Annotated in this window: 22 protein-coding genes; 9 read left to right on the top strand and 13 right to left on the bottom strand. The window is 40.3% G+C overall.

From position 1 onward, the window contains the following. The first annotated feature begins 65 nt into the window (after positions 1 to 65). Genes PHY84_RS00460 through PHY84_RS00445 form a run of 4 tightly spaced genes read left to right on the top strand, consistent with a single transcriptional unit; the run spans position 66 to position 3,807 of the window. Positions 66 to 1,046, top strand: a complete 981-nt coding sequence (locus PHY84_RS00460; RefSeq protein ID WP_299856579.1) for an ABC transporter substrate-binding protein — start codon at positions 66 to 68, stop codon at positions 1,044 to 1,046. A gap of 3 nt (positions 1,047 to 1,049) precedes the next feature. After that, a complete protein-coding gene (locus PHY84_RS00455; protein ID WP_299856577.1) occupies positions 1,050 to 1,832 on the top strand; it encodes an ABC transporter permease subunit in 783 nt (260 codons plus the stop codon). Further along, positions 1,820 to 2,557, top strand: coding sequence for an ATP-binding cassette domain-containing protein (locus tag PHY84_RS00450; protein WP_299856575.1), 738 nt, complete (start codon positions 1,820 to 1,822; stop codon positions 2,555 to 2,557). The genes PHY84_RS00455 and PHY84_RS00450 overlap by 13 nt, the downstream gene beginning before the upstream one ends. After that, complete coding sequence (locus tag PHY84_RS00445; RefSeq protein ID WP_299856573.1) at positions 2,557 to 3,807, top strand: NnrS family protein; 1,251 nt, start codon at positions 2,557 to 2,559, stop codon at positions 3,805 to 3,807. Before PHY84_RS00450 ends, PHY84_RS00445 begins: the two co-directional genes overlap by 1 nt. Positions 3,808 to 4,077: 270 nt before the next feature. Here the strand turns inward: PHY84_RS00445 and PHY84_RS00440 are convergent, their stop codons facing one another. Then, complete coding sequence (locus PHY84_RS00440) at positions 4,078 to 4,377, bottom strand: type II toxin-antitoxin system RelE/ParE family toxin (RefSeq protein WP_299856569.1); 300 nt, start codon at positions 4,375 to 4,377, stop codon at positions 4,078 to 4,080. Next, a complete protein-coding gene (locus PHY84_RS00435; protein WP_299856566.1) occupies positions 4,377 to 4,586 on the bottom strand; it encodes a hypothetical protein in 210 nt (69 codons plus the stop codon). The genes PHY84_RS00440 and PHY84_RS00435 overlap by 1 nt, the downstream gene beginning before the upstream one ends. Before the next feature lie 221 nt (positions 4,587 to 4,807). Between PHY84_RS00435 and PHY84_RS00430 the strand changes: the two genes are divergently transcribed. Then, a complete protein-coding gene (locus tag PHY84_RS00430; protein WP_299856564.1) occupies positions 4,808 to 5,110 on the top strand; it encodes a hypothetical protein in 303 nt (100 codons plus the stop codon). Between the two features lie 24 nt (positions 5,111 to 5,134). Here PHY84_RS00430 and PHY84_RS00425 read toward each other — a convergent pair whose 3' ends face one another. The 9 genes from PHY84_RS00425 to PHY84_RS00385 all read right to left on the bottom strand — a co-directional run bounded on the left by PHY84_RS00425 (position 5,135) and on the right by PHY84_RS00385 (position 17,354). Continuing rightward, positions 5,135 to 6,778 carry an EAL domain-containing protein gene (locus PHY84_RS00425; protein WP_299856562.1) on the bottom strand — a complete coding sequence of 548 codons (1,644 nt, stop codon included), beginning with the start codon at positions 6,776 to 6,778 and terminating at the stop codon, positions 5,135 to 5,137. After that, on the bottom strand, positions 6,775 to 8,277 hold the full coding sequence (locus PHY84_RS00420; protein ID WP_299856560.1) for a response regulator transcription factor: 1,503 nt from the start codon (positions 8,275 to 8,277) through the stop codon (positions 6,775 to 6,777). Before PHY84_RS00420 ends, PHY84_RS00425 begins: the two co-directional genes overlap by 4 nt. After that, on the bottom strand, positions 8,268 to 11,855 hold the full coding sequence (locus PHY84_RS00415) for a PAS domain S-box protein (RefSeq protein WP_299856558.1): 3,588 nt from the start codon (positions 11,853 to 11,855) through the stop codon (positions 8,268 to 8,270). The genes PHY84_RS00420 and PHY84_RS00415 overlap by 10 nt, the downstream gene beginning before the upstream one ends. Positions 11,856 to 11,857: 2 nt before the next feature. Then, on the bottom strand, positions 11,858 to 13,045 hold the full coding sequence (locus PHY84_RS00410) for an HD domain-containing phosphohydrolase (RefSeq protein ID WP_299856556.1): 1,188 nt from the start codon (positions 13,043 to 13,045) through the stop codon (positions 11,858 to 11,860). Beyond that, complete coding sequence (locus PHY84_RS00405; RefSeq protein ID WP_299856554.1) at positions 12,990 to 14,135, bottom strand: hybrid sensor histidine kinase/response regulator; 1,146 nt, start codon at positions 14,133 to 14,135, stop codon at positions 12,990 to 12,992. Before PHY84_RS00405 ends, PHY84_RS00410 begins: the two co-directional genes overlap by 56 nt. An 85-nt stretch (positions 14,136 to 14,220) precedes the next feature. Further along, positions 14,221 to 15,006 (bottom strand): indole-3-glycerol phosphate synthase TrpC, encoded by a 786-nt coding sequence (gene trpC / locus PHY84_RS00400; protein WP_299856552.1) that lies wholly within the window; start codon positions 15,004 to 15,006, stop codon positions 14,221 to 14,223. After that, the gene (locus PHY84_RS00395) at positions 15,003 to 16,298 is read right to left on the bottom strand and encodes a hypothetical protein (protein ID WP_299856550.1); all 1,296 of its coding nucleotides are present in this window, start codon (positions 16,296 to 16,298) and stop codon (positions 15,003 to 15,005) included. Before PHY84_RS00395 ends, trpC begins: the two co-directional genes overlap by 4 nt. Beyond that, positions 16,291 to 16,671 carry a YkgJ family cysteine cluster protein gene (locus PHY84_RS00390; protein ID WP_299856548.1) on the bottom strand — a complete coding sequence of 127 codons (381 nt, stop codon included), beginning with the start codon at positions 16,669 to 16,671 and terminating at the stop codon, positions 16,291 to 16,293. Before PHY84_RS00390 ends, PHY84_RS00395 begins: the two co-directional genes overlap by 8 nt. Beyond that, complete coding sequence (locus PHY84_RS00385; protein WP_299856546.1) at positions 16,656 to 17,354, bottom strand: methyltransferase; 699 nt, start codon at positions 17,352 to 17,354, stop codon at positions 16,656 to 16,658. Before PHY84_RS00385 ends, PHY84_RS00390 begins: the two co-directional genes overlap by 16 nt. A 49-nt stretch (positions 17,355 to 17,403) precedes the next feature. On the opposite strand from PHY84_RS00385, the gene kdsB reads away from it, so the two are divergent. Then, entirely contained in the window at positions 17,404 to 18,120 is a 717-nt protein-coding gene (gene kdsB, locus PHY84_RS00380; protein WP_299856544.1) for a 3-deoxy-manno-octulosonate cytidylyltransferase, read from the top strand. A 47-nt stretch (positions 18,121 to 18,167) separates the two neighbouring features. Here kdsB and rpsO read toward each other — a convergent pair whose 3' ends face one another. Then, positions 18,168 to 18,443, bottom strand: coding sequence for a 30S ribosomal protein S15 (gene rpsO / locus PHY84_RS00375; RefSeq protein WP_299856542.1), 276 nt, complete (start codon positions 18,441 to 18,443; stop codon positions 18,168 to 18,170). A 137-nt stretch (positions 18,444 to 18,580) separates the two neighbouring features. Here rpsO and PHY84_RS00370 point away from each other — a divergent pair, with 137 nt between their 5' ends. Genes PHY84_RS00370 through PHY84_RS00360 form a run of 3 tightly spaced genes read left to right on the top strand, consistent with a single transcriptional unit; the run spans position 18,581 to position 22,248 of the window. Then, positions 18,581 to 18,982, top strand: a complete 402-nt coding sequence (locus PHY84_RS00370) for an Rrf2 family transcriptional regulator (RefSeq protein WP_299856540.1) — start codon at positions 18,581 to 18,583, stop codon at positions 18,980 to 18,982. Positions 18,983 to 18,986: 4 nt separating this feature from the next. Beyond that, positions 18,987 to 21,155 (top strand): flagellar biosynthesis protein FlhA, encoded by a 2,169-nt coding sequence (flhA, locus tag PHY84_RS00365; RefSeq protein ID WP_299856538.1) that lies wholly within the window; start codon positions 18,987 to 18,989, stop codon positions 21,153 to 21,155. A gap of 13 nt (positions 21,156 to 21,168) precedes the next feature. Continuing rightward, the gene (locus tag PHY84_RS00360; protein ID WP_299856536.1) at positions 21,169 to 22,248 is read left to right on the top strand and encodes a phosphoesterase; all 1,080 of its coding nucleotides are present in this window, start codon (positions 21,169 to 21,171) and stop codon (positions 22,246 to 22,248) included. Positions 22,249 to 22,263: 15 nt separating this feature from the next. On the opposite strand, the gene PHY84_RS00355 is transcribed toward PHY84_RS00360, so the two are convergent. Further along, complete coding sequence (locus PHY84_RS00355) at positions 22,264 to 23,673, bottom strand: N-acetylmuramoyl-L-alanine amidase (RefSeq protein WP_299856533.1); 1,410 nt, start codon at positions 23,671 to 23,673, stop codon at positions 22,264 to 22,266.

Raw genomic sequence — 23,673 nt, 5'->3', positions numbered from 1 at the left:
TTAAAATCAATGATAACTACTATCATTATTAGTAATATACCAAATATATTTTAGGAGAAGAGACTATGAAAAAATTACTCTATACGTTTAGTGCAATGATGCTTTTTGGCGCTTCTTTTGCTGATGCAAAGGTTGAAAAACTTGTGGTTTCCGGACCTTTTGCCTCTGTTTCGCATCCGATTTTACATATGATCGAGACGAACGCTCTTAAAGATGTGGCGGAGAAGGTAGAGTTTCGTGTCTGGAAAAACCCTGATGAACTTCGTGCTATGGCGATTAAGGGGGATGTCGATTTTGTGGCAGTTCCGACCAACACGGCGGCAACGCTCAACAACAAAGGAGTGGACATAAAACTCCTGAGCGTCTCTGTCTGGGGGATTTTGGGGATGATAAGCCGTGATAACACACTCAAAACTCTTAAAGATTTCAAAGGCAAAAAGATAGCCGTTCCGTTTCGTGCAGATATGCCCGATGTCGTCTTTAAACAACTTGCAAAAAAAGAGGGTTTAGACCCGCAAAAAGATTTTGAACTCGTCTATGTGGCTACTCCCGTTGATGCGATGCAGATGCTAATCATGAGAAGAGTTGACCATGCGCTTTTGGCTGAACCTGCCATCTCTATGGCACTTCGCAAAACAAAATCTTTTCCTGTGAGCATCGTTGCGCCTGAACTTTACAGAAGCGTTGATTTGCAAGAGGAGTGGGGCAAAGTTTTTGGAACAAAAGGCGATATCCCCGAAGCGGGTATTGCGGTTATGGGGCATGTCAAGGATGAGCATCTTATCAAAAGATTTCAAGAGGAGTACGCAAAGTCGCTTGAGTGGTACAAAGCAAACCCAAAAGAGGCGGGAAAACTTGCCGCAAAAACGCTTACCATGCTAAACGAAGATGCGATAAACGACTCCATCTCCCATGTGCGCCTCAAAAATGTACCTGCAAAAGAGGCTAAAAAAGAGTTAGAGTTTTTCTTTGAAGTCCTAAAAGCAGAAGAGCCAAAAAGTATTGGCGAGAAGCTTCCGCAGGAGAGTTTTTACTATGGAAAGTAGAGTATGAAATTTGCATTTAAGATTTTAAAAGATTTTCCCGCCTTTCTTTGGAGCGGGTGGGGAGCGGTGGCTTCCATCTTTCTCTTTGTCGCTCTTTGGGATGTCGGCAATCAGGTTTACGGCGATTTAGTCCTCCCTTCTCCTCTTGAAACTTTCAAAACATTACATACCATGCTTCATGATGATGCGGTTTTAGCAGAGATAGAAACGACGCTTTACCGCTCTTCCATCGGTTTTGGTGCGGCTTTGGTGCTTGGAACGACACTTGGACTTTTGGCGGGATTTTTCGCTACCGCTTCTATGATGAGCCGCCCCATAGTTACTATCCTTGTGGGTATGCCGCCGATTGCTTGGATAGTTCTTGCGATGATTTGGTTTGGGATGGGGGATGAGACGGTTATATTTACCGTTACCGTGGCTTCATTTCCCATTATCTTTGTTGGTGCGCTTCAAGGGACACGAACACTGGATGGTGACCTCAAAGAGATGGCACAGAGCTTTCATTTTCCGTGGCACATGCGCTTTTTTGATGTTTACTTTCCGCATATCTTCTCCTATGTTTTTCCTGCATGGGTCAGTGCGCTTGGAATGGCGTGGAAGATAGTTATCATGGCGGAGCTCTTGGCGACAAGCAACGGTATCGGCGCATCGCTTGCAACGGCGAGAAGCCAGCTTGATACACCCACAGCTCTCTCCATCGTGGTCATCATGATAGGCTCGCTTATGTTCATCGAGTACATCATTTTAGAGCCACTTAAGCGGGAGGTGGAACTATGGAGAGATTAGAGGTCGCAAAACTCAACCATCGTTTTGGTTTTACGGAGATTTTGAAAAATATCAACTTTACTCTCCAAAAAGGGGAAGTTCTCTCTATCGTCGGACCAAGCGGTGGCGGAAAAACAACGCTTCTACACCTCTGCGCAGGGCTTTTAGATGTTCAAGAGGGGAGTGTAACCAACACTTTTTCAAGCAGTGCTTTTGCGTTTCAAGAGGCACGCCTGCTTCCATGGAAGAGCGTCATAGACAACATCGCTCTGGCACTTCTGGCAAAAGGGGAGAAAAAAAGCGAGGCTATCAAAAAATCTCAAGATATTGCGCTTCGTTTTGGGCTTGAAGAAGATGATTTTGACAAATTTCCAAAAGACCTCAGCGGCGGTATGAAGCAAAGAGTTAGTTTTGCAAGAGCCTTAGTCGTCAAACCTGCCCTGCTCTTTTTGGATGAACCATTCTCCGCTCTGGATATCGGGCTAAAAAAAGAGCTTCAAAGCGTGCTTATTGAGATGATAAGCAAAAAAGAGATAAGTATTCTTTTTATCACGCACGACCTTATGGAGGCTATCCGCCTGAGTGATGAGATGCTGCTTCTCAAAGCCGACCCCGGACATATCGTAAAAAAATTCAAGTTTGACCTTATCCAAAACGAGAGAGACGACAGATATGTTTATGGCAAAAGTGCCGAGATACTTCAGGATGAAGAGATTATAAGAACATTTGAACTGGAACTAAAATAATGAGCAAAAAAGAAGAAAAAGAGCCGATACTCCACGCTACCAACCACTACCTTTACTACCCTGACGACACGGGCGTACCTGCCTATCTTGCCTATGGATTTCGCCCTGTTTTCCTGCTTCTTGCGCCTTATATGATACTCTCCATGCTTCTTTGGGGGCTTGTTTACAGCGGTGTTTTAAATATCCCGTTTATGCAAAATGTACTCCTCTGGCATGTTTATGAGATGCTCTTTGGAATCCTGACGGCTGGAGTTTTGGCATTTTTGACCACGGGACTTCCGGAACTCTTCCCCGGATTTGTACCACTCATCGGGCAAAAACTCAAAAATGTGATGCTTTTGTGGGTTGCGGGACGCTTAAGCTTTTGGTTTATCGATATCACTGGTGTTTATGTGGCTGCACTTCTAAATCTTGCCATGCTTGGATGGATTTTGTGGTTTGCACGCATAGCCGTACTTGACAAACTCCAAAGACACTCCTCTTTGGGCTACACGCTCTTAGGGCTTTTTCTCATTGAAGCATGGTTTTTTGCCGCTATGGCTGGACATTCACAGAGTGACCCGATGAACATCCTCAAAATCGCTCTTGGCGGTCATGTAGTGCTTATACTCTTAGCTCTCAGACGGGTAAATATGGAAGCTGTCAATGAACTCATGGAAGACAAAGGCATAGACGACGTCTATATCGCACGCCCTCCTCTAACTAACCTAGCGGTTTTTACCGTGATGCTTTTTACGCTCGTAGAGTTTTTCTATCCTGCCAACTCCGCTCTTGGGTGGATAGGGCTTGCAGCAGGTGCGGCGATACTTGCCATTACAAGCGACTACATCCTAAAAGACAAAGTGATTATCAACCAACCTTTTGTTATCTATCTTGGGCTTATCTTTTTTATGCTCTCGTGCGGATACGCACTTATAGGGTGGGATATTTTGGCAAACGGTGCGGCAAATACAAGCAGCTTCAGACACTTCATAACAAGCGGCGGATATGGACTTGCCTACTTGATGGTCATGATAATCATTGGCTGGATTCATACGGGACGACATCTGACAAGCAACATCTACACACACTTAATGGTTGGTTTGCTAGTTACGGCTACTCTTATGCGAGGGGCTATCCCTTTTTATGCAGAGCACACGCAAACGCTATATATGCTCTCCGCCGTCGTGTGGACTGTGCCGTTTATACTCTACATCAAAGTATTTTTTGGCTTTTTAAAAGCTCCAAGAGCAGATGGTGTCAAGGGGTGAGGCTCTATAAAGGGCACCTCTAAAGTTATTTGGCTGTTAGAGCATTTTAAAAATAGTGTACTAGAGATAATAGCAAAAGATAATTTTGAACCTGCTTATAGACTTAGAGTAGGAGACCATACTTGAAGCTAGCAAGGGTTACTTTTTAAAAGCAGTTGTAGTGTGTGCGTAAACTTTGTCTTTGCTGAGGAGTTTGTTTATAATTTATGTCAAATTTGTATTTTGTTTTTTTGCCAATGTTGAAAAAAAACTTTCAATCTCAGGTTGAAGTTAATCCAGAAAAGATAAATCTTCCTCATTAAAATCAATATTTTTATAAATTGCTAAAATGTACAATTTATCATTACTGATTTGATAAATCACCTTATAACCAAGCACGACATACTCTCTTATGTTTTCTGAGTTGACTGATGCATTTATTTTACCAATATATGGATAAGTAGATAAAATTTCTATCTTGTTTTTTATGTTAGATAAATGAGCGATTGCGGTTTTTTTACTATCCAATGAAATATATTCTCTAATATTTTGAAGTTGTTGGATGGATAGTTCAGTGTAAATAATTCTCATTATTTTAACAATTCACTCCAAACTTCATTATGCTCTTTTGTCTGACCTTTTTCTATCTGACTAAGAGATTTTGAAATCATCTGTAATTCTTTATTGTAAATAAGATTGTCAATAATCTCAATCTCTTCACCTTTTTGTGATATTTGATTTAACATACCCATAATTGTTTCAATAGTCTTACTTTCTGCCCTCAAATGTAGTGTTTGCATTTTTAACCTCTTAAGGAATTATTTTCTCATATTATACCAAACCCACACAAATAAACGACTGGCAAATGTGCTTCACTCTCGTTTGCATCGCTCTGGTGTCAAGGGGTAGTAACACGTTACTCATTTTTGTGTCATACTTTTAAGTAATAGACGACAAATAATTTCATAGCTATAAGATTATTTGTCGTCTATTACTTAATATCACAACAAAAGGATGCAAAATGAAAAAAGTTTTAGTTTTATCCCTCCTGCTTGCGGGAGTCTGTTTTGGGGAAGAAGGTATCGCTGCACATGAGCAGAAAATGAAGCAGATGCAAGAAAACAGCGGCAACGGTGCCATGAATGTGGAGCGAGAGCGAAACAAAGAGAAACAAGAAGAGAAGAAGATGTACCAATACGAAAACAAGTACCAACAAGGCAAAGAGAAAACGGAAGAATTTCAAAAAAATAACAGAAATTCAATGGAAAGCGACTTTAGGGGCGGTGGCTCAAGAGGCGGTGGCGGTGGTGGCGGGAGAAGATAGCCGCCCATCCCATGCAAAAAAAACTTACTTTTCCTCTAAAAATTTCTTCGGTTCCCCGAAATAGTAACCTTGAAACTCCTCAATTCCGTATGTTTTTAAAAGCTCAAACATCTCTTTGTCCGCAACAAAATCTGTTGCTACTTTTATGTTGTTCTCTTTTGCAAATTGTAGCATGGAATATAGTTGCTCATAGCCTACAGCGCCTCTTGTTGCCAGAAGAGTTCCATTTATTTTTATGGAGTGCGGGTTTATGGCTAAAAGCGTAGAGTAATTTAAAGAAGTTCCGTCAAAATTATCTATACAGATGCCAACTCCCAACCCCTTTAGCTTTTTTGCAACTTGAAGCACTTTTGAAAAGTTTTTTGCACATTCTACTTCCGATATCTCGACGACTACTCTCTGCGGCGTGTCAAACATCTTTATATTTTGTACAAACTCTTGCATGATATAGATATTGAAAAGGTCGCTGGGCAAAAAATTTAGAGAAATCATCTCTTCTCTGTCTTTAAAACGGTACATGCTTTTTTGTATCATTTCTTGGAAAAGAGAGATATAAACTTCCTCTTTGATTGCCTCTTTTAGAAAAACATCAGGCAGCAAAACTTTTGTCTCTCCACCCTCTTGATAAACTATGCGCATCAAAGCCTCATACTTTACCACATTTGCATCTGCATCTACTATGAGCTGAAAATACGGGGTAACACTCTTTTCATTAAGAACTTTTGTCAAATCTAAGAAGTCCTTATCATCTTTTTGCAACTGCGCGTTTCTCTCATAAAGCATAAAAGTAAAAAGTGCAAAAAATATACCTAACACAAAAGCAAAAAACCAAAAAATCTTCTCTTGCTCTTTTTTATATTGGGCAAATTGCCTGTGTATATCAAACCCAAAAATCAGATATCCGATAAGCTCCAATTTATGATTTTTTAAATCAACAGAAGCATCAACCCTGTATCCGTTTTTGCTTTGAGATTTTTTTGAAAAATAGTTTTCAAGATTTCTATTTCCTTGCAGCATAAATAGTTTATCGCCGATGTAAAGTGTATTTGGGCCATTCATCACTTCCAAAAATCTGTTTTGTGCCGCCACTCCTATATCTGCATCCAAAACAGCGCTCAAATCTTTCAGCATAAGTGTCGGGTCGGCTCCTATTTCGACATTTCCTATATACTCATTCTTACAAAAAATCGGGCGTGTTACACGATAACTAATAAAAAGTTTACCCACCTCAAAACCGCTAAAAGAGCGTTGTTGCTTATCTGTATCCAAAATGATTGTGCGTTTTTTGTCGAGAGAATCCCCGTAAAACTCTTTTTCATGCGCTCTATAGAGTGTAATACCCTCTTTTGTTCGAAACGTAAGCAGTTTTATACTTGCATCAACCCTGCTGATCACATTATAATAAGGGCTTACGATAGTATCAATCTTCTCTCTTTGTTCATATTTGAGAGCATCTAAAAGCTCTTTGTTCTGTAAAATCTCTTGCAGATAGTAGTTCAAATCTTGGCGTTTTTGCTCAACTCTTTGATCAAAAACTCTATGAACTTTTGCAACTTTTTGTATCAGTTCTTCCTCTTTTAGATTTTCAAACTCTCTATCAAAAAGATAAGAGGCAAAAGACAAGATAGTAAAAAATAAAATTGTTATCGCTACAGTTTTTTTTATCATAATTTTTTAAATTCTCTTATAAGTGCCATCTGTCTGCTTGCAACATAATCTGTCAAAAGATGTTTTGCGCCTCTATCTTCATCAAAGAGCACAATCACTTCAAACTCCTTTTTTTGCTCAATGATATTTTTCACCTTTGCTTTTATGTTGACGATAAGCGGTTTTGTCTCAATATAAAAAACCATATCTACCACTATCTCGCTTTGCTCTTTAAAACCGGCAGGAAGATATGAGAGAACTATTTTTGCTCCGCCTACACTTACATTCACAAGTCTGCTCTCTATAACTATCTTTCGTCCCTCAAAAAAGAGCGTTATTTGATGCTTCTCCTCAGGTTCTACCCTTGTAAACTCCTGTTCGGATGGTTTATTATCTATAAACTTATAGTTTTTCAAAAGCACCTCGCCTTTTTCAAAGTCCACATTTACCACCTCGCAAAAAACAGCTGCCGGAAAGAGTTCAGACTCCAAGATAAGATAGTTATTTATCTTGATAGCTCTTTGTTGCAGATACTGGGTTTGCAACACTATAGAACCGTCTTGATTTACATCCGCTAAAGTTCCGACATTGGAAATGTTAAGTCCCTTATAAGAGTTATAGATACGAATATTGGAGTTGTTTCTTTTGATAATTTCAAAAATGTTGTGGATAATCTTTTTTTGATTCTCCTGTTTCTCTTTTTGCACAGCGCCTTTATCGTAAACTATAAGCAGATTGAGTTCTGTGATATCATCAAAAGAGAGGATAAAAGTATCCTCTTTTTTGGGGATTTTATAGGCTTTGAGTATAAAGTGCCTGCTCTCACCTTCACTATCCGCCATCTTGACATTAAAGAGTTTTGAGTTACTCTCTTTGGCACTCTTAAGCCACTCCATACCCTCATAGTTATATAAAAAGTTGTTATGTTTTAAAAACAGTTTGCCAAAATCTGCGAATATCTCTCTAAACTCCTCAAGTGACCCTTTTTGGAAAAATTCAAGACATTTTTTGTTGACGATAAGAACCTCTTGTCCTTTTACAAGGATAAGCATCGTATCTTGATACTGAAAAACATCTCTGACATAGTGCTCAAACATATCTTTGTTTTTCTCAAAAAGCACCTCATCTACAACATGTTCTATCGCATCGACAAGCACCGAAACAGAGATTGGTTTTTTGAGGTACTTACTCACATTTGCATCAATCGCACCAAAAAGATGCTCTTTGTCATCAAATGCACTAGTAATGATTACCTTAGTAAAAGGCTCTATCTTTTTTATCCTCTTTGCCATCTCTATACCGCTGATTCCGGGCATATTGATATCGGTTATAACCACTTCGGGAAGATGTTTTTTAAAAAGTTCCACTCCCTCTTGGGCATTGCCGCAGACAAAAACATCAGAAAATATCTTTGTAAATACTTTTAGAGCCTGCTGCTGCAAATTTTTGTTGTCCTCTGCGTATAACAACTTCAGCCCCTGTGCTTTTTTTTGCAGTTCTACTATTTTTTCTACCGACATATCTTACCTCCTAACTCTTTTGAGATTGTGTCAAGTGCAGCAGAAGCCACATCAAAGTCAAAGTTGAGAGAAGCTTTTAGCATCGGTTCAACTCTCTGTTTTGGCAGATACTTATAAAGCTTTAGCGATAACTCCTGTGATGCTTTAATTGCGTCAGAGTCAAAGTTTTTGTAATGTTCTTGCAACACTTCTATATCTTTTTGAAGATCCTCAACATCCGGTACATCCGAGACTTTTTTCTCCTCTTTTAAATTGCTAAAATTTGTCTCTATGGACGCTACGACTTTTTTTAGCTCCTCATCTATCTCTTGCATCAGTGATTTTATGGTTTTTGAGTTTACACCCTCCTCTTTGATGCTATTTTCCAGCTTTTTGAGTGCTTCATAGACAGCAGTTGCCTCTATGTTGCCGCTTAGCCCTTTGAGCGTATGCACCGCCATTTTAAACTCATCAAAATTGCCCTCTTCGTACATCTTAGCTATCTTTTGCATCTCATCTTTTCGTGAAGCCGCAAACCTTTTAAGAATCCCAAAGAGTATCTCTTCATCATCTGCAACTCTATCCAGTGCCTTGTCGATATCTATACCGTATATATCCAATGTATAAAGGTTGGCTCCCTCTTTTTTGCCACTGCTATCTTGTGTCATCTGATGGTTTGTTTTAGGCTTTATCCACTTTGCAAGTGTCGTGTAAAAAAGTTTTACATCGATAGGTTTTGCCACAAAATCATTCATTCCCGCTTTGACACATCTCTCTTTATCCTCTTGCATCGCATTAGCCGTCATAGCGATAACAGGCATACTCGTCATCTGTTTTTCTTGACGTAAAATACTTGTCGCCTCATACCCATCCATCACAGGCATCTGACAATCCATAAGCACTCCGTCAAAGAGCTTTTCATCTACCTTTTGAAGTGCCTCTTTGCCATTGTTTGCGATGGTAACGCTCACACCGACCTTTGCAAGCAACTCTTTGGCAATCTCTTGATTTTCCTTATTGTCCTCCACCAAAAGCACTTCCGCTCCGCGAAGATGTTGCGCCGCCTCATGATAACCGTTATGTTTTGGCATTTTTTTGCCAAAAGCATGTAAAACAGCATCTTGAAGGTTGGATGGAGTAAGCAGTTTTTTAGATACGCCATCTTGCATCAGCTCTCTGTTTTGTTCTGCCAAATCCACTTTTATATCAAAGTAAAACTTGCTTCCCCTGCCCAGTTCGCTCTCTACGCCGATAGTTCCGTCCATCATTTCGACCAAATGTTTGGATATGGAGAGTCCAAGTCCCGTACCGCCGTATGTTCTTGTAATGGAGCCGTCTGCTTGTTCAAAAGGAGAAAAAAGTCTCTCTATCTGTTCATGTGACAATCCTATACCGCTGTCTTGCACCCAGAACTCAACTCTGGCACTTTGGGCATCTCTCTCTTTTGTTTTTACCCCGATAATTATCTCTCCGTTTGAAGTAAACTTTATGGCGTTGCTGACTAGATTTGTAAGTATTTGGGATAGCTTGAGCGCATCTCCTATAAGCGCAGACGGTACATTATGTTCTATGCTAAAGAGAAGCTGGAGATTTTTCTCTTTTATCTTAAAGACAAAAAGGTTGATAAGATTTTCAAAAACATCTTCAAGGTAAAATGCTCTATGTTCAAGCGTCATCTTTTTTGCCTCAATCTTTGAAAAATCCAAAATATCGTTGATGATATCCAAAAGATTTTTTGCCGCACCTTCGATTTTTTGAACATAACCTCTCTGTTTTTCACTCAAACCGCTCTCTAGTGCCAGATGCGACATACCTATGATGGCACTCATAGGCGTACGTATCTCATGGCTTACATTTGCCAAAAACTGTCCTTTTACCTTGACGGTATCTTCTGCCATCTCTTTTGCTTTTTTTATCTCTTCCAGCGCTCTTTTCTCTAGCGTGATATCATCTATGGTGGCAACTACTCCCGCCAAGGTATCATGCTCATCTTTTGCTTTTATGCGAACTTTTGCTTCAAATATAGTTCCGTCTTTTTTGACAATCTTCTGCTCCCATCCGGCAATCGCACCGGCTTCAACGATTTTGTAGTAGTCATATATCTTCTCATAGCTTGCATCACTCTCACAAAGAGCTCTTGTGGTTAAGCCGGTAATGTCATCTTTGGCATATCCCGTCATCTCACAAAAGGCATCATTTACCTCTTTGACAACTCTATTTTGCAAAAGCAGTATCCCGATACTCGCCGAATCAAAGACCGCCTTTTGCTGTTTGTTGAGAGCCAAAAGCTCATTGGTCCTGCTCTTTATAATCTCTTCTAGGTTTTCATTGAACTCTTTTAGCTCCATCTCCGCAGTTACATCCTGACGCACCGCCATGTAGCCAAAAGGTTTTCCAAAAGCATCAAAGTCTTGTGTTACAACAGTCTCCACCCAGTAGTATCCACCGTCTTTTTTACGGTTTTTTACAAGCCCGTGCCAAGCTTTTCCCGAAGAGACCGTCTCCCAAAGCTCTTTATATATCTTAGGATCGTTATCCGGATGTTTTATGACACTGTGTTTTTTACCTAAAAGCTCTTTTTGGCTATAGCCGCTAATCCTACAAAATGCTTTGCTGACATAGGTAATATTACCCTGCAAATCCGTCTCCGAAGCGATAACATGCTCATCAAAAACTTTGAGAAGTTTAGAGATTTCGGACGTACTTTTTTCAATCTTTTTTTTGAGTTCATATGAGCGAAAAAAGTAAAGCAGTGTTATCGCCGCAATAATCAAAAGCAGCAGCGGCACATAGCCGTAATCAAAACTCTGTTTTATATCAATCAGCGTCCATCTATTTGTTATCTCATGGTGTTGCTTATGTGAAAACGCGTCCAGTACTTTGTTCAATATACCAAGGAGTACTTCATCCTCTTTTGCTATCTGAAACCCAAGCTCCAACTCAAAATCATGTGTACCCACAACATGCAAATTACGCAACCCATGTTCAGAGATGTTGTATGTGCCGACATTAAGACTTATAAGTGCCGCATCAAACTCCTCTTCCGCAACCCCTTTAAGCACACCCTCTATAGTATCGACCTCTCTGTAATCTAGTTCCGGATACTCTTTTATGACAGGTTTTAAAAAAGCGTGCTTTCTTTCAAGTGCTATCTTCTCCCCTTTTAACTCCTCAAAATCAGAGATAAAAGTCTGGTATTTTTGAGTTTTTTTCTTGATGACAACGACAGGACTTTTGATAAATCCTTTAGTTATGCTGTGTGTAGCGGCAAATTCATCATCGTTTGTATAGTTGGTAAGCATAGCGACTTGTTTTTCTTTTGACTTTAAAAGCGCATCTTCCCAAGAAGATGATGGAACCCTCTCTATCTTGATACCTATCATTTTTTCTATTTCGTCAAGATATTCAGCCACCATTCCACGATGCTTGGCGTTTGCATCAAAAGCTTCATAAGGAAGATATTGTGGATTTCCCGTATGTTTTATGATGGGATGTGCATCAAGCCATGCCCTCTCTTTTTCACTGAGACTTTCCCTAAAACTTTGCCCAAAAGCCGACTCTAAAAATAAGAAAAGCAGAAGAAGCAATTTGCTTATCATGGCTATAACATCCTCTCGATAAGATTTTGTTTTTGTTGCAGTACCACATCAGTATCTGCATATTTTTGGGAAACAAGAAGAAACTCCTCTTGTATCTCCAAAAAAGCTTCTACAACTTTAGGGTCAAACTTCACTCCACACCCATCCACTATGATGGAACGTGCCTTCTCGTGTGACATTGCCTCTTTGTAAACCCTGCGGCTTGTAAGTGCATCATAAACATCCGCAAGCGCCATCAGTCTGGCGGAGATTGGTATCTCATCACCGCTAAGTCCAAGAGGATAGCCGCTTCCGTCATAGTTTTCATGGTGACAGTATGCAATCTCCTTTGCCGTCTTTAAAAAAGCAGCCTCAACCCCTGCCTCTTCTTCTGCATGCTCAATCGCCTCTTTACCTAACGTGGTATGTGTTTTCATAATTTCAAACTCAATATCGCTCAAACCTGCGGGTTTTAAGAGAATCTTGTCCGCAATCCCAACTTTGCCTATATCATGAAGAGGAGCGGAGCGAAAGAGCGTCTCTATCTCCTCATCGTTTAGGTAATCTCTAAATTTTGGATGTTCCCTTAGCTTAAGAGCGAGTATCTTGATATAACGCTGTGTACGTTTGAGGTGATTGCCCGTATCGGTATCTCTGGTCTCAGCAAGAGAAGCAAGGGTGAGAATGGTAATATCTTGGATGGAGAGTATCTCTTTTGTTCTCTTTTTTATTTCCTCTTCAAGATAGTCAGCCTTACTCTTTAAAAACTCTTTTGCAGCTCTGTTTTCGAGATGGACATTTATGCGTGAGAGCATGATGGGAACAGAGATAGGTTTAGTTATGTAGTCACACGCCCCAAGTTCCAGTCCCTTTTGTTCATCCCTTTGAGAAGAGAGCGCCGTTAGAAAGATAACCGGTATCTCTTTTGTACTATGATTTTGCCTAAGCACTTTCAAGAGATCATAACCGCTAAGTTCTGGCATCATCACATCTAAGAGGACAAGGTCAACACATGCGTTTGACAAAAGATACTCTAACGCTTTTTTTGGCTCTTTAAATGTTTTAACTTTGTATCTATCCTTTAAAATCTCCATAATAAGCAGAAGATTATCAGGCGTATCATCAATGGCAACTATCGTTTTTTTAAACTCATCTTCACACTGCTGCATCATCATAACCCTCTGCATAGGCAAATTTAAAGCGTATTTCAAAACATGCGCCCTCATCCTTGTTATATGCAACTATCTCTGCATCCACTTTTTTTTGCAAAATCTCTTTTGTCATATAAAGCCCAAGCCCCGAGTCGGATTCTGCCACTTTTGTCGTGACATACTTTTCAAAAACAGAGTCAATGTCCTGCAAAATTATCCCACCCCCGCTATCACATACGGTAACGATAAAACTCCCATCTTCAACTCTGGAACTCGCTTTTATCCATCCTTTTTTGGCACCCTTTTCCAAAACATCAATAGCATTGTTTAAGATATTGATAAAAACCTGAATGATGTAGTTTTTGCATGATCTGTATTTGAAACTCTCTATGTCGTTGCTTACTTCTATCTCGATTTTACTCAGTCTAAAAGATAAAATCTCAAGTGCATGCTCAAAAAGAGCGTGCATATCAAAAAGCTCCCTCTCGTTATCCTCTCTTGCAAAATCTCTAAAATCATCAATCGTCTGGCTCAAATACTCAGATTCTGCCATCACCATATCAATGGTTGCAATCACCTCATCCATGGTCAGTTCATCAAACTCATAACTCATCTTTAACGTACTGCACCCTATGTTTATGATGGAGAGCGGCTGTTTCCACTGATGTGTGACATTTTCAAACATCTCTCCCAAAACACTCATCCTGCTTTGCTTAAAGAGCATCTCCTCTTTTGCCTCAAGCTCCCTTGCCAACGCATCGTAAGCCAATTTTCTCTCTACGTGCGTCTTAACCCTTGCCCTTAACACATCCGGCACAAAAGGCTTTGTCACATAGTCTGCTGCCCCGCTCTCAAACCCTCTTATGACATCACTCATTTTCTCAAGCGCAGTTAAAAAGATGACGGGTACTTTCTCATAGCGAGGGTTGCTTTTTATGATTTTGCACAACTCATACCCATCCATTGCAGGCATCATAACATCAAGCAGTATCAAGTCGATTTCAGGATTTTTTTGAAGCAATTCAAGTGCTTTTTTTGGGTCATTTATAAGTTTAAGCGTATAATCACAATGCAGAAGTTCCATCACCAAATGGAGAATTTCGGGAGTATCATCTACTGCCAAAACGGTCGGTTTTTTCGCTTTTTTCATTGCAGGCTACCTTAAGGTGTACTATTTGCCTGCATTATACTTAGCCTAATATTTTTTTACTCTTAATTAAGGGTATCTCTAAAAATTATCCGAACTTCAGTTTTCTAAGTGCCGCCTCTTCATCATCTTGACGCATAAGAGATTCGCCTACCAAAAAGGCATCAACGCCCGCTTTGCTCAAATCTTCTAGCTGTCCATGCTCATATATGCCACTCTCCGCAACGATAACTTTGCCGTTTGGTATCATCGGGATAAGTTCGTAGGAGAGGTTCATGTGCATCTCAAAAGTTTGAAGGTTTCTGTGGTTGATGCCTATGATATCGCTTCCCGCATAGATAGCTTTTACCAAGTCACTCTTGTCATGTACCTCAACCAGCGCCTCCATGCCAAGATGTCTTGTGTAGCCCAAAAGCTCTTTTAACTCACTTTTGCTCAGTGCGGCTGCTATAAGGAGGATAAAGTCTGCACCATGCACCATCGCTTCAAGTATCTGATACTTTGTAACGATAAAATCTTTTCTTAAGAGTGGAATGCCCACATATCTTCTAATCTCTCCTAAATAGTCCAAATTTCCCTGAAAAAAGTGAGGCTCCGTCAAAACTGAGATAGCACTTGCACCGCCGCGTTCATAGCTCTGTGCGATTGCAATGGGGTCAAAATTTTCACGGATTACGCCTCTTGAGGGTGATGCCTTTTTTACCTCAGCGATAATTCTGTACGGATCTTCGGGTGTAGCCCTAAGGTATGGAAAAACATCTCTTGGCGCTCTTGCGTTAAACGCCAAAGAACGTCCCAACCAGTCAAGTGAAAACTCCTTCTCTCTTTTTGCAACATCTTCTCTTGTTTTTTTGATTATCTCATCTAAAATCATTTTTGTTCTTTTTTCCTTTTTTGAATTTTCTCGCACTCTTCTATCATTTGAACATGCTTCACAACCTCTTCGTTGTCTGCGCCATCCATTGTTTTAACTTTTTTGATAATTTTTGCCGCCTCGCTGCACTTTTGAAGTTTATAGTATCCCCACGCAAGCGAATCAAGATAGTAAGCAGACTCAGGCTCTATTTTGAGTGCTTCTTGCACATAGATGATTCCTTTTTTTACATCAACATCATGGTCTATAAGCAGGTATCCGAGATAGTTGAGATACATTGCATCTTTTTTTATCTCTATAACCTCTTTAAGCTTTGCAATAACGCTCTTGTGCATCGCTTTATCATTTTTATCTTCGCTGCCCTCATACTCAAATATAGCGCTTTGTCCCAAAAAAAGAGTATCTCCGCTCTCTTCATAAAGCTCCTGTGCCATCGCAGCTGCTTTTTTATATGCTTTTTCTTGGATATAAAGCTGCAATAAAAGCACGTTGTCACTCTTGCTCTCTTGTAAAAACTCTCTCATTTTTTGATAATCTCTTTTATATCCGTAAATCTGAACTATCTTTTTTGCTATCTCGCTATTGCCGTCTAATTTGTACATTCTCAAATAAGTTGTCTCAAGTGCATCTATATCATTTTCGTTGCTATAAAACCCTGCAAGCATATTGCAGATATCAACAGAACAGCCATATATCCTTGAGTGTGTTTCAAGTTGTACGATAGCATCTTTTTTTCTATCAAGATTCATATACAAAAGAATCGCCATCTTACTTACAATCTTCTCGCCGTGTTCAATCGCATAGGCACGTTCAAGATGTGTAAACGCCTCTTCATACTCTTTGAGCTTTACGCAAATATCACTTACCAAAAGATAATCATCAATACTTTTAGAGCCTGCAATAAGTTTGAGAGCAAACTCCTTTGCTCTTTGGAGTCTATTTTGTCTGATAAGTGCTACAACTTTAAATCTTTTAAGTTCCGCATCTTTAATTTTTGGCTCAAGCGCATCTGCTTTTTGTATAATTTTCTCATACTGCTGTGCCGCCATATCGTTTTTCAGCGAGCGGTAGAAGTACTCCATTTTATCCGACTCTTTATAAAGAGACTCAAATATCTTCGATGCGCTCTCATAATCACCCATCTCCTCTGCATAAAGAGCGGTAAGTATGTAAATATCTTCATTTGCAAAGCTTTTCTCATACCCTTTTGGCTCGCTTGGCTGATGCATGGCACAACCGCTAAAGAGAACAAAAAAAAGCAGTGCCAGACACGCTCTTACTTTACTAAGCATCCGCAACTCCCGGGCATTCAAGTTTTAACTCATCAACTCTTGTTTTAAAATAGTCCCAAAAAGGAAATGTTCTGCACTGCATCGGGCGTACCTCATAAATCATACAGCCGTTAGACGCTCTGTCATAAAAAGCACACTCATAGCTCTCAGCGACTTTGCGTTCTTTAATGGAGTATTTATAGCCGTTTTTAAAGAGAAATCTCTGCATAAATACATCATTATCAAGCCCCGCAAAAGAGGCAATAGCTTCTATCTCCTGATGATTGACATGGATATATCCGCTCTCCCCCGTACAGCACCTTGCCTGACATGTCTCGCATGCCGAGGGGTCAAAAGTATAGCTAAATCCCTCTTGTGTTATTTTATCTGACATTTTATACTCTGCGCCTTTGCTTTTGCATATATCTCTTTTGCCTTTTGCGAAAACTCATCACCGTCAAAACTGATAAATGGCTCCCAAACTTTCATAAGCGACTTCGAGCCGTTTCTTGCATGTACCATAACAAGAGATGCGACCCTGTCAATCTTTGGATGGATAAACTGCACATCCACAGCCCTCATCTTGGCACGTTCAAGCTCTGCACAAATAAGCCCAAACTGTGAAGCATCATAACAGAATATAAAGTGTGCGTTTGGCTTAAGCACCTTCGAGACTTTTTTAAAAAATTTATCTAACGGCAAATTGATATTATACCTTGCGTTAAATAACATCTCATTTTGGCTTTTAGTGACCCCATCATGATAAAAAGGGGGATTTGATATGACATAATCATACTTCACGCCCTCTTCAAGTTCCAAAAAATCTTTTTTATATATCTTGTAGGCTATCTTGTTTACCCGTGCGTTGATGGTAGCATACTCTACAAAAACATCCTGTTTCTCAATAGCCTCAAGTTCCACTTTTGGATGCTCTTTCGCCACCAACAGTCCGACAACTCCGCACCCCGCACCGACATCAAGAACTCTTCCCTTTGGGCAAAATGTGCTGATAAAATCATACAAAAAAATAGAGTCGCTGTTGTAACAGTAGCCTGATTCTGGCTGATAAAGAAGCATCAAAAACCTTATCTGATATAATTATGCAATTATATCTCAAAGGCTTTAAATGATAATTATTCCCGCAAGACTTGCTTCAACAAGGTTTCCTCAAAAAGTACTGGCAGACATCGGCGGCTTGCCTATGGTGGTTAGGACGGCAAAAAGAGTTGCACACCTTGACAAAGTTGTGGTGGCAGCAGATGATGAGCAGATTATCTCTATCTGCAAAGAGCATGGAGTAGAAGCAATGCTTACATCTACCACACATAAAAGCGGTACGGATCGTATAAACGAATGCGCAAATATCCTTAATCTGGCAGATGATGAGATAGTTATCAATGTGCAGGCAGATGAGCCATTCATCGAGAGCGGTGTTGTTGAAGCGTTGCAAAAAAGGCTAAACATCCTAAAAGAGCAAAAAGAGCCATTTGTTATGGCAAGCTGTTACAATGCCATAAACGCCGAGGCAGCACTTGACCCAAATCTCGTAAAAGTTGTGCTTGATGCCGCGCACAACGCTATCTACTTCTCCCGTTCACCAATCCCTTACAACAGAAGCGGAGAGGCAAACTACTTCGGACATATCGGCATCTATGGTTTTGACAAAAAAAGCCTTCAAGAATTTTGTTCCCTAGAAGATGCACCGCTAGAGGATATAGAAAAACTAGAACAGCTCCGTGCTATTTATCATCAAAAAAAGATAAGTATGGTAAAAGTAGCAAGTACGGGGTTTGGGATAGATACAGAAGAAGATTTGAAAAGAGCGATAGAGATTTTTTTATAAAAATTAACTTTATGCAAGGGACATTTATGTCCCTGCCGCTAATGTAGTTAGATGTTATCTCTAATACCTAACTCTGTAACAAGCTTAAGGTAAGCGTCTTTGTTTGTCTTTTTGAAGTACTTCATAAGACGGCGGCGCTGTCCTACCAGTTTTAAAAGACCAAGTCTTGATGCGTGATCTTTTGTAAACACTTTCAAGTGTTCAGTTAAGTCACTGATTCTCTCTGTTAATAGTGCAATTTGAACTTCACTTGAACCAGTGTCATTCTCACTACGACCGAATTTTGCAACGATTTCTCGTTTTTTAGCCAAATCTAAAGCCATGATAGCCTCCAAAAGGTATATTTCTAACAGTCACACAAATCAGTGTATAAAGTTGAAGCGCAATAATATCTGATTTTGCCTTTTATTTCAACTTCTTTTGATATAATTTAAAAAATCTAGCTTTAAAGTCATAAATTATGTTAATAACACGTGCCAGTGAGTATGCGATACTCTCACTTATTGTTCTATCAAAAGCTTCCGCACCTATGGATAGCGAAACACTCTCAAATCAGCTCTCTATTCCTAAAAGTTTTCTAGCAAAAATCCTTCAAGCTATGGCAAAACATGATATTTTAAAATCTTACAAAGGAGTAAACGGCGGCTTTGCACTCTTGCATGAACCAAAAGATATAACCATGCTTCATGTTATGTCCTCTGTTGAGGGGAAAGCTCCTGCGGTGTTTGACTGCTCGCCCTCCATGTACTCATGTCCATCAGGAAAAGCTCAACTCTGCTGCCTTTGGCCATTTTTAAATAAGCTTCAAGGAAGAATCGATACTTTTTTGGCGGATTTAACTTTAGCAGATATTTTAGAGTAGAAAATTGGCAAAAAAACTTACCACCAGACAACAAATCGGTACAACACTTAACTTTTTAATCGGGCAAAGAGATTTAAGTGTTGTTATCTTTGTTATGGCGATTTTGGCGATTATCATCGTACCGCTTCCATCGGCGATGCTTGATGTGCTGCTCACCGTCTCCATGGCTCTTGCAGTTCTTATATTGCTTATATCGCTCTATGTTCCAAAACCGACCGACCTTACCACCTTTCCCACACTTATCCTTATCTTGACACTCTTTAGGCTTGCACTCAACATTGCAACCACAAGAATGATTTTAAGTCATGGTCACGAGGGTGTTGATGCGGTAAGCTCTATTATTACGAGCTTTGGAAACTTCGTCGTTGGCGGAAACTATGTCATAGGTATTATTGTTTTTTCCATTTTGGTCATCATAAACTTTATGGTTATTACCAAAGGCTCTACAAGAGTTGCAGAGGTTGCAGCACGCTTTACACTAGACTCTATGCCCGGAAAACAGATGGCGGTTGACGCGGATCTCAATGCCGGACTTATTGACGACGCAGAGGCAAAGAGAAGAAGAGCAGAAATCCTTCAAGATGCAAACTTTTACGGAGCAATGGACGGTTCGAGCAAGTTTGTCAAAGGAGACGCCGTTGCGGGGATTGTCATCACTCTCATCAACATTATCGGCGGCTTTTTAATAGGTGTTTTTCAGCACGATATGCCGGTGAGCGCAAGTGCTTCCGTCTTTACACTCTTAACCATCGGGGATGGACTTGTCGGGCAGATTCCCGCACTTATCATCTCTACTGCAACAGGTATCATGATTACCCGCTCTTCTGGCGATGGAGACAACTTTGCAGAGGGCACGATCAACCAAATTATGGGAAATGCAAAAATCATGATGATTGTAGGTTTTATCATGATTCTATTTGCACTCGTTCCGGGGCTTCCTACAGCTTCTATGGGGCTTGTGGGCATACTGTTTGCACTTCTTGGATGGTCAATCTACAAGTATGAAAAAGGCGAATTAAAAATACTTAATGTTGAGGGAATTCTTACACAAAAAGAGAAAGAGGCACAAGCAAAAGAGAGGGCTGCCGCACGTCCTGCAAAAACAAACGAGGAAATTGCCAAAGAGGAAGAGAGTGCGCTTCAAGATATACTAAAAGTCGAGATGCTTGAACTTACTCTTGGATACCAGCTTATCCGCCTTGCAGACAACACTCAAGGGGGCGATTTGCTTGAACGCATACGCTCCATGAGAAGAAAAATAGCCTCTGATTTTGGTTTTTTAATGCCGCAAGTGCGCATCAGAGACAACCTTCATCTTCAACCTCAGCAATATCAAATTCTGCTAAAGGGTATCGCTATCGGCGAGGGCAAAATCGTTCCTGACAAATTTTTGGCAATGGATAGCGGCATGGCAACGGGTGACATCAAAGGTGAACCAACCAAAGAGCCTGCATTTGGGCTTGATGCTATGTGGATACAGTCTAGCCAAAAAGAGGATGCGATAATCAACGGCTATACTGTTGTTGACCCTGCTACCGTTATCTCCACCCACATGAGTGAACTTGTGAAGAAAAACGCCGAAGATTTTCTCACACGCCAAGAGGTACAGTCACTCATCACCAAAATCAAAAATGACTTTCCCGTTATCGTCGAAGATTTGCAAAAAGTTGCTTCTATCGGGCTTATACAAAGGGTTCTCAAAGCGCTTTTGCACGAAAAAATACCTCTCAAAGATATGCTTACCATCCTTGAGACCATCGCCGATATCGCTGAATATACAAAAAATGTTGAGATTATTACCGAGCAGGTGCGCGCCAAACTCTCCCGCATCATTACACAGATGTACTCCAATCCTGACGGGGTTGTCAGACTACTGACATTTGACACTGCTTCTGAACAGTTAATGCTTGAAAAATCACAAGAGCGTGATGGAATGCGTCATCTGCTATTAAACGTCACAGAGATAAATGCACTTATCCAAGCCACAAGCGCAAAAGCTGCCGAGATGCTGCAAAAAGGCATCTCTCCTGTCGTGGTTGTAGTAGATCCACAGCTACGCCGAGGGATTGCGGAGATACTGGAGAGATTTTCTCTTGATATCGTGACACTCTCACATGCCGAGATAGACTCAAATGCAACGTTTGAAGTTATGGGCTCTATCTCCATTAAATAACACAAGGAAATAAATGAACAAACAAACAATCCACCATCTCTCACATACTGATTTGGATGGTTACAGCTGTCAGCTTGTTATGCGCCATACTCCGTATAAGCTCTTAAATTACAACGCCAACTATGGAGCAGAGGTAAAACAGACGCTGGAGTTAATGCTGCAAAACATCATAGGCAGTACTGAAGATACAACACTTTTGATAACCGACTTAAATTTGACGGCAGAAGAGTCTAAATGGCTCAACAGTGAGGTTGAAAAGCTGGGTAACAATAAAAAAAGAGTGACGCTTCTGCTTCTTGACCATCACGGAACCGGCGAAGAGAGTGCGCAAAAGTATCCATGGTATTTTCTTGACACCTCAAGATCTGCAACAAAAATCACCTATGACTATGCAAAAGAGCACTTTTCTCTTGATGCTCCCGAATGGATGCAGCACTATGTTGCCATTGTCAATGCGGTGGATTTGTGGAAGATGGAGGAGCATGCAGACTTTGAGTATGGAAAAGTTTGCATGCGGCTTATAAGCGAGATGCGAGAGCTAAACAAGATTATGTTTCCGCTGGAGGACAACTACTACAAACTCTCACTGCTGTTTGAAGCGACAAAATATATGGAACTTGAAGATGCACCCATTCTTTTAGATGAAAAAATCCATCTGATTAAGAAAGATTTTTTCAAAACAGAGAAAAATGATACCCTTGACAACTTGGCAACAACCTACATCGTAAAACTTTTGGGTGATGCAAGAGAGACAAAAACGATTTACTACAAAGGGTACAGAGGTTATCTTAGCTACGGTGTCGGCAATACTTCTATCATCGGCAACGGTTTTTTACTTACCTATCCGGAGTATGATTTTATCGTGGACGTAAGCTTTAAAGGAACACTGAGCTTGCGTGCAAACAATGGTGTCAATGTTGCGACTATCTCCAAAGAGTGGTGCAGCGGCGGCGGACACCCAAATGCTGCGGGAGGTCGCATAGTAGGATTTAAAGAGCAGTTTCGCTACGACTTGGTAAAACAGCAGATAGAAAAAATCATCAATGAAAAAGAGGCTGTTGCGGGGGAGTTAGAGTACAAAAAAGAGGCTTAAGCCTCTTCCTGAAATTTATTGGTTATTGACAAAATAGCGTTCTATCCCCTCTGCCATTCCTCTTGCCATAATTTTAACATACTCTTTATCTGCAAGACGTATTGCTTCTTTTGGATGGGAGAGAAACCCTACCTCAACCAAAACTGACGGCATCTGCGCTCCTACCAAAACCCAAAAAGGTCCCTCTTTTACACCGCCGTCCCTTACATCTTTGTATTTTGGATTGAGCGCACTAAGCATTCCTCTTTGCAAATCTATCGCAAGTTTATTGGATGCTACGATATTGTGATGGTTTAAAAGATTTAGGTAGCTGTCTTTTCCATACATGTTCATATCGCTCATATCGGCTGAGTTCTCTTGAGCTGCTGCTTTTTTCGCTCTCTCAGAGCGTGAAGGCGAGAGAAAATAGCACTCTATCCCATGCACATCATTTGCACTCCCGTTTGGTACGGAATTGGCATGAACACTTACAAAGATATCCGCTTTTTTATCGTTTGCAAACTCTGTTCTTTTGCTAAGTTTTACAAAAGTATCATCATCTCTTGTCATATAAACGGCATGTCCGCGGCTTTTTAGAATCTTGACAAGCTCTTGCGAGATGTTGAAAACAATCATTTTCTCTCTATGGTCATTGTACCCGATTGCTCCGGGGTCAGTGCCGCCGTGTCCAGGGTCAACTACTATCTTTTTACCCCTTGTTGTCTTTGGCATCGGGACTGCTTTTTCAACAACTTCCAGAGCTTTTCTTGTACTTGATTCTGAGCCAAAAGTAATCTCAAGAGTTGCCTTATTTACCACATGGGACAGTTCAACGGGTACACTATTTTCTATTGCCAGTCTAAGTGTTTCTGGGTTAAATTGAGCAATTTTTATTTGTGAGATACCCTTTTTTGTAATATTATGTGAGCTTGTCAGCATAGAAGTTTTAATGTCATATACATATCTGTAGCGTTTTTTCTTTTTATCGTGGAGCGTAAAGTAGTTTATCTGCTTTGCCTCGATTGGCTGTTCAAAAATTAAAACAAGAGTATTGTCTCTCCATTTTATACCTTGCAACTTTGCAAGCACGCCGACTTGTACATCCTCAATATGCTTAGTCTTCTTCATAGGCTTTGGTTCTGGCTGATTGTAACTGCTTAGTGTTATTTTTGAGGAGAGTGTTTTTAGCTCTTTTTCGTACTTATCAATATCTATGTCAAGCTTTGTGCCGCTCGCCACAATACCTTGCAAAGAGTCTATTTTCAATTTTTCATCACCGCTAACCATTGACTGCAAATAGAGATTTTTATAATCGTTATAGGCACGAAAAATATCACTCTGTGAGCCGCTTTGCATATACGCTTCTGCACGCTTAAACGTTACATCATCTGCATACAACCCCGCAACCAGCAAAAACGGCAACAACCATAAAAAAAATCTCATCAT

The sequence above is a fragment of the Sulfurimonas sp. genome (assembly GCF_028694605.1).
Lineage (GTDB): Bacteria > Campylobacterota > Campylobacteria > Campylobacterales > Sulfurimonadaceae > Sulfurimonas.
This window is presented reverse-complemented; position numbering and strand designations above follow the sequence as displayed.

Bases quoted from the DNA above. Each gene is read 5' to 3' on its own strand.
- PHY84_RS00460 (WP_299856579.1), top strand. From the start codon at position 66: ATGAAAAAATTACTCTATACGTTTAGTGCAATGATGCTTTTTGGCGCT.
- PHY84_RS00455 (WP_299856577.1), top strand. From the start codon at position 1,050: ATGAAATTTGCATTTAAGATTTTAAAAGATTTTCCCGCCTTTCTTTGG.
- PHY84_RS00450 (WP_299856575.1), top strand. From the start codon at position 1,820: ATGGAGAGATTAGAGGTCGCAAAACTCAACCATCGTTTTGGTTTTACG.
- PHY84_RS00445 (WP_299856573.1), top strand. From the start codon at position 2,557: ATGAGCAAAAAAGAAGAAAAAGAGCCGATACTCCACGCTACCAACCAC.
- PHY84_RS00440 (WP_299856569.1), bottom strand. From the start codon at position 4,377: ATGAGAATTATTTACACTGAACTATCCATCCAACAACTTCAAAATATT.
- PHY84_RS00435 (WP_299856566.1), bottom strand. From the start codon at position 4,586: ATGCAAACACTACATTTGAGGGCAGAAAGTAAGACTATTGAAACAATT.
- PHY84_RS00430 (WP_299856564.1), top strand. From the start codon at position 4,808: ATGAAAAAAGTTTTAGTTTTATCCCTCCTGCTTGCGGGAGTCTGTTTT.
- PHY84_RS00425 (WP_299856562.1), bottom strand. From the start codon at position 6,778: ATGATAAAAAAAACTGTAGCGATAACAATTTTATTTTTTACTATCTTG.
- PHY84_RS00420 (WP_299856560.1), bottom strand. From the start codon at position 8,277: ATGTCGGTAGAAAAAATAGTAGAACTGCAAAAAAAAGCACAGGGGCTG.
- PHY84_RS00415 (WP_299856558.1), bottom strand. From the start codon at position 11,855: ATGATAAGCAAATTGCTTCTTCTGCTTTTCTTATTTTTAGAGTCGGCT.
- PHY84_RS00405 (WP_299856554.1), bottom strand. From the start codon at position 14,135: ATGAAAAAAGCGAAAAAACCGACCGTTTTGGCAGTAGATGATACTCCC.
- trpC (WP_299856552.1), bottom strand. From the start codon at position 15,006: ATGATTTTAGATGAGATAATCAAAAAAACAAGAGAAGATGTTGCAAAA.
- PHY84_RS00395 (WP_299856550.1), bottom strand. From the start codon at position 16,298: ATGCTTAGTAAAGTAAGAGCGTGTCTGGCACTGCTTTTTTTTGTTCTC.
- PHY84_RS00390 (WP_299856548.1), bottom strand. From the start codon at position 16,671: ATGTCAGATAAAATAACACAAGAGGGATTTAGCTATACTTTTGACCCC.
- PHY84_RS00385 (WP_299856546.1), bottom strand. From the start codon at position 17,354: ATGCTTCTTTATCAGCCAGAATCAGGCTACTGTTACAACAGCGACTCT.
- kdsB (WP_299856544.1), top strand. From the start codon at position 17,404: ATGATAATTATTCCCGCAAGACTTGCTTCAACAAGGTTTCCTCAAAAA.
- rpsO (WP_299856542.1), bottom strand. From the start codon at position 18,443: ATGGCTTTAGATTTGGCTAAAAAACGAGAAATCGTTGCAAAATTCGGT.
- PHY84_RS00370 (WP_299856540.1), top strand. From the start codon at position 18,581: ATGTTAATAACACGTGCCAGTGAGTATGCGATACTCTCACTTATTGTT.
- PHY84_RS00360 (WP_299856536.1), top strand. From the start codon at position 21,169: ATGAACAAACAAACAATCCACCATCTCTCACATACTGATTTGGATGGT.
- PHY84_RS00355 (WP_299856533.1), bottom strand. From the start codon at position 23,673: ATGATGAGATTTTTTTTATGGTTGTTGCCGTTTTTGCTGGTTGCGGGG.